Origin of the sequence: Brevibacterium picturae, from assembly GCF_900105045.1 — a bacterium.
Classification (GTDB): Bacteria; Actinomycetota; Actinomycetes; order Actinomycetales; family Brevibacteriaceae; genus Brevibacterium; species Brevibacterium picturae.
Genome location: NZ_LT629739.1, coordinates 3,575,734 through 3,589,506, shown reverse-complemented (window position 1 = coordinate 3,589,506; position 13,773 = coordinate 3,575,734). Strand labels below are relative to the sequence as shown.

At 64.1% G+C, this 13,773-nt stretch carries 13 protein-coding genes; 3 read left to right on the top strand and 10 right to left on the bottom strand.

The features are described 5' to 3' along the window. The first annotated feature begins 13 nt into the window (after positions 1–13). Positions 14–430 carry an RNA-binding S4 domain-containing protein gene (locus BLT92_RS16430; protein ID WP_092107304.1) on the top strand — a complete coding sequence of 139 codons (417 nt, stop codon included), beginning with the start codon at positions 14–16 and terminating at the stop codon, positions 428–430. Positions 431–614: 184 nt separating this feature from the next. Here the strand turns inward: BLT92_RS16430 and BLT92_RS16425 are convergent, their stop codons facing one another. Further along, positions 615–1,493 (bottom strand): GNAT family N-acetyltransferase, encoded by an 879-nt coding sequence (locus tag BLT92_RS16425; protein ID WP_092107302.1) that lies wholly within the window; start codon positions 1,491–1,493, stop codon positions 615–617. A gap of 57 nt (positions 1,494–1,550) precedes the next feature. Next, the gene (ispG, locus tag BLT92_RS16420) at positions 1,551–2,699 is read right to left on the bottom strand and encodes a flavodoxin-dependent (E)-4-hydroxy-3-methylbut-2-enyl-diphosphate synthase (protein WP_092107300.1); all 1,149 of its coding nucleotides are present in this window, start codon (positions 2,697–2,699) and stop codon (positions 1,551–1,553) included. Between the two features lie 188 nt (positions 2,700–2,887). Between ispG and BLT92_RS16415 the strand changes: the two genes are divergently transcribed. Further along, positions 2,888–4,351 (top strand): serine hydrolase domain-containing protein, encoded by a 1,464-nt coding sequence (locus tag BLT92_RS16415; RefSeq protein ID WP_092107298.1) that lies wholly within the window; start codon positions 2,888–2,890, stop codon positions 4,349–4,351. A 46-nt stretch (positions 4,352–4,397) separates the two neighbouring features. On the opposite strand, the gene BLT92_RS16410 is transcribed toward BLT92_RS16415, so the two are convergent. Beyond that, positions 4,398–5,903 carry a M50 family metallopeptidase gene (locus BLT92_RS16410; RefSeq protein WP_092107296.1) on the bottom strand — a complete coding sequence of 502 codons (1,506 nt, stop codon included), beginning with the start codon at positions 5,901–5,903 and terminating at the stop codon, positions 4,398–4,400. Position 5,904: 1 nt separating this feature from the next. Next, positions 5,905–7,158 (bottom strand): 1-deoxy-D-xylulose-5-phosphate reductoisomerase, encoded by a 1,254-nt coding sequence (dxr, locus tag BLT92_RS16405; RefSeq protein ID WP_092107294.1) that lies wholly within the window; start codon positions 7,156–7,158, stop codon positions 5,905–5,907. A gap of 99 nt (positions 7,159–7,257) precedes the next feature. On the opposite strand from dxr, the gene BLT92_RS16400 reads away from it, so the two are divergent. Next, positions 7,258–8,457, top strand: a complete 1,200-nt coding sequence (locus tag BLT92_RS16400) for an acyl-CoA dehydrogenase family protein (protein ID WP_092107292.1) — start codon at positions 7,258–7,260, stop codon at positions 8,455–8,457. A gap of 45 nt (positions 8,458–8,502) precedes the next feature. Here BLT92_RS16400 and BLT92_RS16395 read toward each other — a convergent pair whose 3' ends face one another. The 6 genes from BLT92_RS16395 to frr form a co-directional block, all read right to left on the bottom strand. Beyond that, positions 8,503–9,351: a methyltransferase gene (locus tag BLT92_RS16395; RefSeq protein ID WP_092107290.1), complete on the bottom strand. Its 849-nt coding sequence runs from the start codon at positions 9,349–9,351 to the stop codon at positions 8,503–8,505. A gap of 28 nt (positions 9,352–9,379) precedes the next feature. Then, positions 9,380–10,105: a hypothetical protein gene (locus BLT92_RS16390; RefSeq protein WP_092107288.1), complete on the bottom strand. Its 726-nt coding sequence runs from the start codon at positions 10,103–10,105 to the stop codon at positions 9,380–9,382. Further along, the gene (locus tag BLT92_RS16385) at positions 10,098–10,658 is read right to left on the bottom strand and encodes a DivIVA domain-containing protein (RefSeq protein WP_092107286.1); all 561 of its coding nucleotides are present in this window, start codon (positions 10,656–10,658) and stop codon (positions 10,098–10,100) included. The genes BLT92_RS16390 and BLT92_RS16385 overlap by 8 nt, the downstream gene beginning before the upstream one ends. Positions 10,659–10,740: 82 nt before the next feature. Continuing rightward, positions 10,741–12,048: a radical SAM protein gene (locus tag BLT92_RS16380; protein ID WP_092107285.1), complete on the bottom strand. Its 1,308-nt coding sequence runs from the start codon at positions 12,046–12,048 to the stop codon at positions 10,741–10,743. 122 nt (positions 12,049–12,170) lie between these two features. Further along, positions 12,171–13,193 (bottom strand): phosphatidate cytidylyltransferase, encoded by a 1,023-nt coding sequence (locus tag BLT92_RS16375; RefSeq protein ID WP_092107283.1) that lies wholly within the window; start codon positions 13,191–13,193, stop codon positions 12,171–12,173. Beyond that, positions 13,193–13,750: a ribosome recycling factor gene (gene frr, locus BLT92_RS16370; RefSeq protein ID WP_092107281.1), complete on the bottom strand. Its 558-nt coding sequence runs from the start codon at positions 13,748–13,750 to the stop codon at positions 13,193–13,195. Before frr ends, BLT92_RS16375 begins: the two co-directional genes overlap by 1 nt. Between the last annotated feature and the right edge of the window lie 23 nt (positions 13,751–13,773).

The window sequence follows — 13,773 nt, the reverse complement described above, 5'->3', positions numbered from 1 at the left end:
GTGGAGGCTGACAGTGGAGATTGATCGCACACCGGGCAAGCACGTACGCGTGGACGTGTGGCTGTGGACGACCCGCATGTTCAAGACCCGGAACCTGGCGACTCAAGCCTGCCGTGGCGGGCACGTCCAGGTCGACGGTCAGCGTGTGAAGGCAGCGCAGAAGGTCGTCATCGGCCAGGAGGTGCGAGTGCGCAAGGCCGGCACCGAATTCATCTGGAAGATCACCGGATTCGTCCCCACGCGTCCGCAGTCGTCGATCGCCGTGCAGTGCTACGAGGATCTCACCCCGCCGCCGGATCCTGCTCTGCGCGGATTCGTCCCGCGCAGGGACAAAGGGCTGGGTCGACCGACGAAGAAGGACCGCCGGGAGATGGAGAAGTTCCTGGGAGACATGGCAAAGCCGCGAAACCGGGACCGCCGGCACCCCTGACCACCTCACATCGTTGAGCGTTGAGCGTTGAGGGTCGAGGGTCGAGGAAAGCCTCGAGAGCAGACACCCTGCGCTCGACCTTCAACGCTGCGGTCTGCTTTCGGCGTGAGAGCACTGACTGCTTTCGGCGTGCGAGCACTGATCGGTATGCTGTCGGCGGCCGTGGGGCCGGTCTGCAGGGCACTCAGTACATAACCGTGGCGAAGGTGCCGACCTGTTCGAAGCCGACCCGGGCATACATGCGCAGGGCCACCTCGTTGAAGTCGTTGGCGTAGAGGCTGACAGTGGTGTGCCCCGCCGCCCGGGTCTGCGCCACGACTGCCGCCATTCCCGCAGCACCGAGGCCTTGGTGACGCACATCGGGGTGCACCCACACACCCTGGATCTGAACGATGCGCGGTGCTCTGATGCCGATGTCTGCTTTGAACAGCACCTGTTCGGCCTGACTCATCGCCGGCCACCGCCGCACCGCTCCACCTTGGGGCAGAGTGTCGGAGATGCGCGCGAAGCAGTTCTTGCCCCTGATGATGCTGCGGACTCGGGCCATGTAGCTCGACTGTCCGCCTTCGATCGGAGAGAAACCCACCTCGTTGGTGAACATGTCGACGCTGGCGGAGAACACTGCTGGCAGCTGCTCCACCGTCACCGGTTCCACCGCTTCGTCGGGTTCGACTAAGGGGTCAGAGCTGATGGCAAGCAGCGGCTGCCGGTCCCTGACCCCACGGGGACGGCCCCAGTTCAGACGGCTGTGCAGATCGAGGATGATCGTGCGGGAACCGATGAGGGAACAGGAGTAGCGTCCATCGGCGTTGAGCTTCTCGGCCAGCGCCTGGTTGGTCCCAGGAGTGGCAGCGACGGGGATGATGTTGCCGCCCACCCAGTAGGCCGCGACCGGTCGGTCACCGTCGAAGACGCCCAGCAAGGAACCGGACGGTGACCCCATCTGCGCTGTGCCCGTGACTTCGAGCAGCGCGATGAGGTAGACGTTCTCACACGGGTTGAGTGCGAGCAGACTCTTCAACCAACGGGTGTGCTGATGTCCCAGGCGAGCGACCCTCAGCACGAGAGAGCCTCCTTGTTCTGATCGTCGCCCACCGGGAACTCTCGCTTCGGTCGGGTCTCAGCCGACGACGATGTCGGGCGATCCAGACGGTGTGTCGGACTCTGCGGCGATGCGGTTGGCCTCTTCGATGAGTGTTTCGACGATCAGGTCCTCGGGCACGGTCTTGATGACCTCGCCCTTGACGAAGATCTGACCCTTGCCATTGCCGCTGGCCACACCGAGGTCGGCCTCGCGGGCTTCGCCGGGGCCGTTGACGACGCAGCCCATGACGGCGACTCGCAGCGGGACTTCCATGCCTTCGAGGCCGGCTGTGACCTTGTCCGCGAGTGAGTAGACGTCGACCTGGGCACGTCCGCACGACGGGCAGGAGACGATCTCGAGCTTGCGGGGTTTGAGGTTGAGGCTCTCGAGGATCTGGTTGCCGACCTTGATCTCCTCGACGGGAGGTGCCGAGAGTGAGACGCGGATGGTGTCGCCGATGCCCTGCGACAGCAGTGTGCCGAAGGCGGTGGCGGACTTGATCGTGCCCTGGAAGGCGGGACCGGCCTCGGTCACGCCCAGGTGCAGGGGCCAGTCACCGCGTTCGGCGAGCAGCTCGTAGGCGCGGACCATGACCACGGGGTCGTTGTGCTTGACAGAGATCTTGAAGTCGTGGAAGTCGTGCTCTTCGAACAGCGATGCCTCCCAGACGGCGGACTCCACGAGTGCCTCCGGGGTGGCCTTGCCGTACTTCTCCATGATCCGCTTGTCCAAGGATCCTGCGTTGACGCCGATCCTGATCGATGCTCCGGCATCACTGGCCGCCTTCGAGATCTCCTTGACCTGATCGTCGAATTTGCGGATGTTGCCGGGGTTGACGCGCACCGCAGCGCAGCCGGCGTCGATCGCGGCGTAGACGTACTTCGGCTGGAAGTGGATGTCGGCGATGACTGGGATCTGCGACTTCTGCGCGATTGCCGGCAGCGCCGCGGCATCATCGGGCGAGGGGCAGGCCACTCGAACGATGTCGCAGCCGGAGGCCGTGAGTTCGGCGATCTGCTGCAGAGTCCCGTTGATGTCAGTGGTTTGAGTCGTCGTCATCGATTGGACGCTGACGGGGAAATCGGAACCGACGCCGACCTTTCCGACCTGGATCTGTCTCGTCTTCCGACGCGGTGAGAGCACAGGAGGCGGTGGGGCGGGCATTCCGAGGTTGACCGATGTCACGAAGACATTCCCTTCATTGACGACTGGTGACCAGACTGATCGTTTGAGTCATTCATATTGTAGGACTTCAAACCGTGTCCGGGCCTCCCGACCACGGTGTGATCGCTCACCACACGGCGATTTCGCAGGTAGTGTGAAGGGAGCTTGCCGATCGAAGAGACACCATTCCGAAGCGCAGAGGAGCATGCATGGCGTTCACCCAGCCTGACACCGAGGCCATCATCAGCGGGCTTGAGGCGTCGGCAGAATCTCTGCGAGCCCAGGGCGGCACCCTGGCATGGGGCGTCTTCCGCCGAGGTGGGACTCAGACGGTAGCCGATGGCGACGTCCCGTACCGGATCGCGTCGATGACGAAGTCGTTCACCGCCGCAGCAATCGGTGTCCTTGCGGCCGATGGCTTGGATCTCGATATGCCGCTGGGCCGCCTTGTGCCCGATCTCAACGACACATCGATCGCCGATCGCACCTGCCGTCAGGCACTGACCATGGGCACCGGGTACACGAAGGACGATCCGTGGGCGGACCGTGTGGAGTCGATGACGGGTGCCGAACTCATCGACCACCTGCGCCGCGGCGCCATCCCGATCGCACCGGCCGACACCGGTTACGAATACTCGAACCTCGGTTATGCCCTGCTCGGAGTCGTGACCGAAGCTGTGACCGGTAGGCCTTTCATCGACGTCGCCACCGCCGAGGTGCTCGCACCCTTGGGTCTGTCCCGCACCGGATTCGATGTCGCCGACTTCCCCGATCTGGTCCCCGGCATCCGCCTCGACCGAAATGGCCGGGGCCACCCCGCCGAACTCACCGGTCCCGGTGTCTTCTCCCCCATCGGCGGAGTCATCTCCACGGTCAATGACATCGGTGCCTGGATGAATGCCCATATGGACGCGCTCGAGCAGGTCGGTTCCCTCGACTCCCTCGACCACGTCGGTTCCTCTGTCCCGGGAACACTGCCGCAGATCCTGTCTGACAACCAGCAGGCACATCGTCTCATCGAGGTCCAGCGCAGCGACCACCACACCGAATCCATCAACTACGGCTTCGGCCTGCAGCCCCGCCTCGACTCCCGCTTCGGTCGCGTCGTCTGCCATTCCGGCGGCTATCCCGGGTACGGGTCGCACATGCGCTGGTTCCCGGACCTCGGCCTGAGCATCGTCGTGTTCGGCAACACGACCTATTATCCGGCCGAGAGCGTCGTCAGGAACGTCATCGACGCCGGGTGGGCCGCAGCCACGGGAAGCCCTGGTCGGCAGCTGACACGGACGACCACTGCGGTTCCCGCGCCCCACTACCCCGCTGCGGCGCAGCAGTCGGAGACCGTGCTGCGTGCGGCGAACCTCGTCCTCGATTTCGACGACACGGTCGCCGACGGACTCTTCACCGTGAACATGGACCTCGATGAGCCCCGGGCCGAGCGCCGCGAGCGCTTCGCCGCGTGGAAGGACGAACTGGCCTCGGGCCGTGATCTGGAACTGGCGCGGGCCTTCACGCCCGGCGACCTCGAGATGAGGACGCCGCTGTTCGGAACGGTGACGGTACCCGACTCATACGTCGGCGGCAGCGAAGACTCAGCCGAGACGCCGGCGGCGACGATCACGGTGAGCCTGGACCACCTCGGCGCGGTGCAGACGATCACGCTGAGCCCCTGACCGCGAGCAATGCGCACTCGCCCCGGACTCGAGCACCGCGCACCCGCTATCCGGAGTTGAAGATCGCGTCGAGGGTGACCGGTTTGACGAGATCGACGTAGACGAGCAGAGCCGTCATGCACAGCATCAGCCCGATGACGACATAGGTCAGCGGCAGCAGCCGCGCCGTATCGAACGGTCCGATCGTGCCGCGCCCGCGGAACTTGTTGATTTGGCGCCTCGCGCCCTCGTAGAGGCCCACGGCGATGTGACCGCCGTCGAGCGGCAGCAGGGGGATCATGTTGAAGGCGAACAGGAAGATGTTGAGCGAACCGAGCATCCCCAGACCCAGCTGCGCCTTCTCGAGGACTTCGAACCTGTCGGTCGACACGATCTCACCGGCGATGCGCCCGACTCCGACCATCCCGACCAAGCCCTCGGCGTCGCGCTCCTTCGAACCGGTGGCCACCTCGGCGATGTCGATGAGCTTGACCGGCAGGGTCGCGATCGCATGGAAGACGCCGCTGACCTGCTCCCAGACTGCGCCGGGGAACTCATTCAGCGGCAGCGGCTGACGCTCTTGGACGGGACCGACGCCGAAGAAGCCCTCGGTCACCGTCTGCGGTGTGCCGTCGGCGTTCATCATGGGCTGCCCATTATCGTCGACGCGGGCGCTCTCATGGGCGATGATCGGGACGTTGACGGACTGAGCGCGGCCGTCACGAGTGAACTCCACATCGACTCGTTCACCGGCGTGATCCTCGATCACCGAGGACAGTGTGTCCCAGCTTTCGGTGGGAACGCCGGCAACAGAGGTGATGTCATCGCCGGGTTCGATCCCGGCTTCCCAGGCGGGGGTGAGCGGATCATCGTCCTGGCAGCTCTGCTTCTCATCCGCGGGACGCTGCGCTGCCTCCGAAGCCGGAACCGCGCATTCGACAACGGTCTGGACCGTGGTCGTCGGGGTCATGACCCCGATGCCGATGAGCGAGATCGCCATGATGATGATCCCCAAGACAAGATTGACCAGAGGACCGGAGAACATCACCACGAGCCTTTTGGGCACGTTCAGGGCGTAGAACGTCCGGTGCTCCTCCCCCGGTTCGATCTCCTGATTCGAGAACTCCCTGGCATCGGCCATCGTGTTCTCGAACAGCCGACCGCGCCGCTGCTTCCGAGGCCGATGAGGTGTCTCGGTCGCGACGTCGGCATTTCCGTCGATGTCGGTGGATTCTTCGGCTCTGCCATCGCCAAGGCGCTCGTCCCCGACCGCGCTGGCATCGTCCTGGGCGTCGCCGCCTTTCGAACTGCCGGCCCGACGCGTCGTCGCCTCAATCGGTGGGTACATTCCCGGCATGGCGATGAAACCGCCCAGGGGAAGTGCCTTGATTCCGTACTCGGTCTCGCCGCGGCGGAAGGAGAAGACCGTCGGCCCGAAGCCGACCATGTAATGGGTGACCTTGACCCCGAACTTCTTCGCCGGTGTCAGGTGGCCGAGTTCGTGCAGTGCGATCGAAATCGAGATCCCGATGAGGAACAGGACGATCCCGACGATGTAGAGGATGACTGTCATATCAGGAGCCGCCGGAGGCCTTGCCCTGTGCAGACGCAGCGCTCTGCTCGGACTGTGCTGCCAGGTCCTGGCGGGCGAACTCTCGTGCCCAGGAATCGGCGGCGAGCACGGTGTCGACCGTGTGTTCGGCGGCGGGCTCGTGGGCCTGCAACGCTCGTTCGATGCCCTTGTCGATGCCGGTGAATGGGATCTCCCCGTTCACGAAGGCTTCGACGAGGACCTCGTTGGCGGCGTTGAATACCGCGGGGAAGCTCTTTCTCCTCCGCCCGGCTTCGACAGCCAGCCCCAGCGCCGGGAAGGCGACGTGGTTGACGGGTTCGAACGACCAGTGCATCGGCTGTCCCCAGTTGTTCGCCACCGCCCCAGACGCCAGTCGACGAGTCTGACCGTCGGACTGCGTGCCGAGAGCGTAGGCGATGGGCAGCTTCATATCCGGTGGAGAGATCTGTGCGATCGTCGAGGCGTCGGAGAACTCGACCATCGAATGGATCTGGGACTGCGGGTGGACGACGACTTCGATGTGGTCGAAGTCGATGTCGAAGAGCAGATGGGCCTCGATGACCTCGAGGCCCTTGTTGACCAGAGTCGCCGAGTTGATGGTGATCATCGACCCCATCGACCAGGTGGGATGTTTCAGCGCCTGAGCCGGGGTGACACGACGCAGCGCATCGCGGGTCATGCCGCGGAAGGGCCCACCAGAAGCCGTGATGACGAGTTTGCTCACCTCACCGTGAGTGCCCGAGCGCAGTGCCTGCGCGATCGCGGAGTGCTCACTGTCGACGGGAATCAGAGCCGCTCCGGTGCGGGCTGCGGCGTCGAGGACGATCGAGCCGCCGATGATGAGCGACTCCTTGTTCGCCAACGCCACATCGGTGCCGCGATCAAGGGCAGCCAGAGTTGCGCCGAGTCCGGCAGCACCGGTGACCGCGTTGAGGACGATGTCGCACGAGCGCCCGGCGACCACCTCGGCGGCATCGGGACCCACGTGGATCTCACGGACGGGATCGCTGATTCCCCGCTCGCCGGCGGCCAGTTCCAGCCGCTGCCGGATCTCGGGCGCGCCACCCTCCGGCGGTGTGGTGAGGCCGATGACGGGGACCGAGAACTCGAGGGCCTGGACGACCAGCGCATCGAGTTGGGTGCCAGCTGCGAGGCCGATGACCTCGAAGTCTGCTGCGTTCTCCGCCAGGACGTCGAGGGCCTGGGCGCCGACCGAACCGGTCGAGCCGACTACAATGATTCTACGTTTACTCACGCCTACCGATAATGCCAAAGTTCTCTGAGAAATGACTCGACACCGGTGTGATCGGCGACGTGAGATATGCAATGCGAATCAATGGCGAGAGAGGTTTTTATGAGTGCAGTGCTGAGCCCCGACGACATTCTGGGATTGGATTCGATCTTCGAGGACGATGACCTCGAATTCGCGTCGATCGTGAAGAAATGGCTTGATGAGAACGTCCGCGACAAGATCGGCGACTACTTCCTCGACGCCACGATCCCCGCCCGGGAGCTCGCGGAGGGACTCGGCGAGCTCGGGCTGCTGGGCATGCACCTCGACGGCTACGGCTGCGGCGGGTCCACCGCCACCCAGTACGGTCTCGCCTGCCGTGAACTCGAAGCCGTGGACTCGGGTCTGCGCTCTCTCGTCTCGGTCCAGGGATCCCTTGCCATGTTCGCCATTCACCACTTCGGTTCCGAGGCGCAGAAGGAAGAGTGGCTGCCGAAGATGGCGGCAGGCAAGGCCATCGGCTGCTTCGGTCTGACTGAACCTGATGTCGGCTCCGACCCCTCGGGTATGAAGACGACGGCGAAGAAGGACGGATCCGACTGGATCCTCAACGGCGCGAAGATGTGGATCACGAACTCCCCCGTCTCCGATGTCATGGTCGTGTGGGCCAAGACCGAGGAGACCAACGCCAAGGGTGAACCAGTCGTCCGCGGTTTCGTCGTCCCCAGTGACACCGAGGGTGTCCAGACTCCCGAGATCCACCGCAAGATCTCCCTGCGGGCCTCGATCACCGGCGAGATCGTCCTCGACAACGTCCGGTTGCCCGAAGACGCCATGCTGCCTGAAGCCAAGGGTCTCAAGGGGCCGCTGTCCTGCCTGTCCGAAGCCCGCTACGGAATCGTCTTCGGCGTCACCGGCGCCGCACGCGATGCTCTCCAGTCGGCGCTCGAATACACGGGCACCCGTGTTCAGTTCGACCGGCCGCTCTCCTCATTCCAGATCAGTCAGCAGAAGCTCGCGAAGGCCTTCGGCCAGTACTCGCAGATCACTCTGCTCGCCGCTCATCTGGGCAAGATCAAGGATTCGGAGCAGGGTGTGCGTCCCGAGCAGATCAGCCTGGGCAAGATGGTCAACGTCGACACTGCGATGAACGTGTGCCGTGACCTGCGCGCACTCTTCGGCGGTTCCGGCATCACCAGCGAATACCCACCGCTGCGTCACGCCGTCAACCTCGAGACCGTGCTCACCTACGAGGGCACCCACGAGGTCCATCAGCTCACGCTGGGCCGCAGTCTCACAGGAATCAACGCCTTCGCCAACTGATTCGCGGCAGGTGCGGCGCTGCTGGCCGCCGCTGAACGCGTGCGGTCAGTCGCGCAGCTGCAGTTCGAGCACCGCTGTCTGTTCGTCCTCGCCGAGGGTGTTGCGAGTGCTGAAGCCCAGCTCTGTCGCGAAGTCCGCTGCCCTGTGCAGCTGTTCGCTGCCGAGCTCGATGAGCAGCACCCCGCTGGGCGCCAACCACTGACGTGATTCACCGATGAGGCGGCGGACCAGGTCCAGCCCGTCAGCTCCCCCGAACAGAGCAGTCGGAGCCTCATAGTCAAGCGCCTCATGAGGCAGGAACTCGGCAGCAGAGTCCGGGACGTAGGGCGGAACTGCGGAGATGACGTCGAAGCCGCCGGCCAGAGTCTGCGGCAGACCCGACAGAGTGTTGAGCAGATGGGGGTGGGCCTCGGCTCCGACATTCATCCGCGCGCAGTCAAGTGCCGTTTCATCGTGGTCGCCGAGGTGGATCTGCGTTCCTGGGTCTGTTCGAGACACCGTGGTGGCGACGGCTCCCACCCCACAGAATGCCTCCAGGAAACGTGCCGTGCCACTGGCCGCTTTCAGAGCCAGGACCGATTGTGTCGCCAGCAGCTGAGTTCTCTGCCGGGGCACAAAAACGCCTGGAGCGACGGCGATTCGCTGGCCTGCGAATTCGACCCACCCGACGATCTGTTCGAGAGGTTCTCCGGCGACGCGGCGGGCCAGGAGCTCGGCCAAGGTGGGGTGGCTGCTCGTTGATTCCTGGCGGTCGGCCATGTCGCGGTCCGCCATGTCGTGATCTGCCGTGTCACGAAACGATTCCTGCGCGGCTTGCAGCAGGATCTGGGCCTCGTCCTCGGCGAAGACGCACCCCGCGTTTCGCAGGTGAGCAACCACAGTGGCGCAGCTCATCCGCTCAGTCTCATCCGGGCCGACAGAGTCAGGCCTCAGGGAGTATCTCCTGGGACAGCCACTCCAGGCTGGATTCCGCGTCGAGGGCTCCGAAGTCTGTGACAATCAGGGCCCGGTCCGGTGCCAATGGGACCACTGCGGCTGATTCGACTCGGGAGTCTCGCATTGCTTGGTCGATGTTTGCCGTCTCCCCTGCGACGGTGATGCCGACTCCCTCGAAGCGGGAGCGGATGACCTTCACCGATGCCCGACCGGAGTTGATCGGTGGGGCATCGATCGTGTGGACGAGCACTGAGGTGATGTCATCGTCGGACCCGTGCGCCGAAAGTTGAGCGGACGCCGTATCCGCAGAGGATGCGGATGACGCGGCTCCGGAGCGCACGTCGACACTGGCACCGATGCGGGCGGCTCCGAGGATGCTCAGCGCCCGAGCGATCAGCGGAACATCCTCGGCGATGACAATTCTTTCATTCTCTGTGCCGATGATGCCCATGGCACGGAGGATGCCACCGAGCTTCGCACTCCGATCGAGCACCTCGGCGCGATCGACTTCCACGGGCTTCGACAAGGCCTTGACCAGACGCGGGTCGGTGACTTCGCGGCCGTCGACCATCGGTTTGTCCGGGGACGGCCCGGTCAGGACGATGTCATCTGCCCCGCCCATGACGATCGGGAAGTCGAGCAGCTCGAACACCGGGTTAAGAGTTCCGGCCGCGGTGTCTGTGGGTGCTTCGAAGTAGTGGAAATCAGTCAACGGAGGCCATCACTTCGACGACGCGGTCGATGAAGGCATCCACCTGGTCCTCGTCGTAGGCTTTGTTGCCTTTGGCCGTCTTGAACAGGACGCGGCGGACCTGGTCGACGCTCATCGCCACGCCCTGAGTGAAGTAGGCGTTAACCTTCTCGCACATGTCATCGACCTGGTCGATGTCGTAGCCGATGACACCGGGAGCCGGGTTGTCGAAGTGCTCGCCGGGTTCGCGCACCAGGCGTCCCCGCAGGGACGCGGCCACACGCGTCAGCTCGGACACCCAGGCGTCTTGGCCCGACTGTGCGATGAGGCGATCACGCGCCTGCTTCGCGAAGGCGTCTTCGAGACGGTCGAGGGCGGCATCGACGACGGCGACGTGGTAGCCCTTGCGCACCAGGTCGAAGCCGACGGTGCGCACCGCACGGGAGTCGAGGTCACCGGGCTGCGGGGTGGGACGTTCGAAGGATTCGCGCGCACGTTTGAAGAAGCTGTCGACCTGTTTCGGGTCGTAGCCGTTCTTCCATCCGGACATTCGGGGGAAAGTCGTGTCCGCCATGTTGCCTCCAGAAGAGAATCGCCGTATTGGTCATTTCCACCATGATAAATGGCGAACCCGGAAAATGTGTGTTCGCGACTTCTCAGTCGGCGGCGGCGAGCTGTCCGCAGGCTCCGTCGATGTCCGAACCGCGGGTATCGCGGATGGTCGTCGGGATCCCCTGGTCGATGAGCCGACGCACGAATTCGTCCGCCACCGCCGGTTCAGATGCCGTCCACACGGAGCCGGGCGTCGGGTTGAGCGGGATCGGATTGACGTGCACCCAGCCGCGTCCGCGGGCGTTGAGTTTCTTCGCCAGCAGCTCTGCGCGCCAGGGGTGGTCGTTCATGTCCTTGATGAGCGCGTATTCGATGCTCACCCGACGTCCCGTCACCTGGTAGTAGTTGAATGCGGCGTCGATGGCCTCATCGGCCTTCCACCGGGTGTTGACCGGGATCATCTCGTCGCGCAGCTCATCATCGGGCGCGTGGAGGCTGAGCGCGAAGGTGACCGGGATGTCCTCGGCGGCGAGTTTGTTGATGCCGGGGACCAGGCCGACCGTGGAGATGGTGATTCGGCGGGCCGACATCCCCAACCCCTGCGGTGCGGGCTCGACGAACCGGCGGACCGCATTCATCACCCGTTTGTAGTTGGCCAGGGGTTCGCCCATTCCCATGAAGACGATGTTGGAAACACGTTCGGGTCCCGTCGCCGAGGCGGCCGCTCCCGAATCGTCGACCGTGGCCTCAGATGATTCGCCCTGAGCCTCATCGGCTTCGGCACCGAGAGCTGTTTCCCCTTCGGCCGGCATGTCCCCCGAGGGCGCCGCGGCAAGCTCGCCGTCGGCGATGACCTGGTTGGCGCGGATGACCTGTTCGACGATCTCGGCCGCGGACATGTTGCGCGTCAGTCCCTGCTGGCCCGTGGCGCAGAAGGGACAGTTCATTCCGCAGCCGCACTGGCTGGAGACACACAGGGTGACGCGGTTGCGGTAGCGCATGAGCACCGATTCGACGAGTGCACCGTCGTAGAGGCGCCACAGGAATTTGATCGTGTCGCCGTTCTCGGTCCGCAGGCGGCGGACCTCGGTCAGGAGGTGGGGGAAGAAACGCTCCTGCAGGTCGGTACGCAGGTCCTTGGGCAGGTCCGTCATGGACTCGACGTCGGTCTGGTAGTGCGAGAAGTAATGGGTCGAGATCTGCTTGGCGCGGAAGGCGGGCAGTCCCATCTCCTTGACCGCTTCGATGCGTTCGTCCATCGTCATATCCGCCAGATGCTGCTTCGGCTGACTGGCTCGCGGTGATTTGAAATTGAGCAGCGGACGACCGTCGCGCGTCGGCGTCTTCGATGTCGTGCCGTCTGCGTGTTCGACGACGGGCCGTGTCTGCCTGTTACCTGCTTGAGAACTCACTCGCCCATTGTCTCATGAGAGCAATTCTTGTGGGATGTGTGTGCAGCCACGGCAGGTGAGACCCTGTCCCCGACCGGCCACGACCGCGCCACGGCGTGTGTGAGCCCGACCGGGGCGGCCCCTCAGAGGTAGCCGGGCAGGACCGAGAACATCACCAGAGCCACCGGGGCGGTGGGCAGGATCGAATCGAGCCGATCCATGACGCCGCCGTGGCCAGGCAGCAGCGTCCCCATGTCCTTGAGTTCGAGATCGCGTTTGATCATCGATTCGCTGAAGTCGCCGAGGGTGGCGAATGCCGGGATGACGACGCCGATGACCAGTCCGGTCCAGAATGGGGCGTTGAAGAGAGTCAGCGCGAGGATGGTCGCGACTGCGGCGGCGAAGATCACCGAGCCGATGTAGCCCTCCCAGGACTTCTTCGGGGAGATCCTGGGCGCGATCGGGTGCTTGCCCCAGAGGACGCCAAAGACGTAGCCGCCGGTATCCGAGGCGACGACGCTGGCGAGGAAGAGGATGACGTAGAGGTTTCCGTCGGGCTGGGTCAGCAGATAGACGACGAAGCAGGCCATGAGGCCGACGTAGGTCAGCGCGAACAGGGACAGAGAAACGTCCTTGACCGCGTTCTTGCGTCGCTCGACCATGGTGAAGAGCATGACGGCGCCGGCGCTGGCGGCGAAGGTCACCCACAGTGCTTCACGACCGCCGACGAATGTCGCCACCACCATGCAGGCTGCGGACACCATAGTCGGGAACCGTGACACGAGTGATCCCGAACGGGACAGGGCATTGGCCAGTTCCCACATCGCAGCGACGATGGCGATGAGGATGATGAAGAGGAAGGAGATCGGGAAGACGATCAGGGAGACCAGGACGATGCCGCCGATGAGCAGCCCGATGCCGATCGCTGCGGGCAGATTCCGTCCGGCCTTGCCGTAGTCCTTCGGAGCCTCCTCGGGGACGTCCTGGCCGGTCTCAGCGGCAGGGTTCGTCTCCGAATCTTCCGGCGAATAATCCTTACCGGAGTTACGCAGATCTCTGCGCTTGGGGAATGGGGTCTGTGAGCTTGAGGCATGCGGATCCGAATCCGACCCCCCGAGGGGAGCCGGATCGGACGCTTGATTGCCTGACCCGGTCAACGCGATCATCAGACCTCGAGAAGCTCAGCTTCCTTCTGGGACAGGAGCTTGTCGACGTTGTCGACCTTGCTCTTCGTCAGGTCGTCGAGTTCGGAGATTCCGCGTGCGACCTCGTCCTCACCGGCGTCGCCGTCCTTTTTGATGCGTTCCAGGGTCTCCTTGGCATGACGCCGGATGTTGCGGATCGAGACCTTGCCGTCTTCGGCCTTGCTCTTGACGATCTTGACGTATTCCTTGCGACGCTCCTCGGTGAGTTCCGGAAGCACGACACGGATGACGTTGCCGTCGTTGGCCGGGTTCGCTCCGATGTCCGAATTGCGCAGAGCGGTCTCGATGTCTCCGAGTGCTCCCCGGTCGTAGGGAGTCACGAGGATCGTGCGGGCTTCCGGCGTCTGGAACGAAGCCAGCTGCTGCAGAGGTGTCGGTGCACCGTAGTAGTCGATCTCGATGGCCGCGAACAGCGCGGGATTGGCGCGGCCGGTGCGGATGGACGAGAAGTCCTCCTGCGTGAACTCCACGGCTTTGTCCATTTTCTCTCTGGCCTCGGCCAGTGTTTCTTCAATCACGACTCACTCTTTCCGTCGATGGG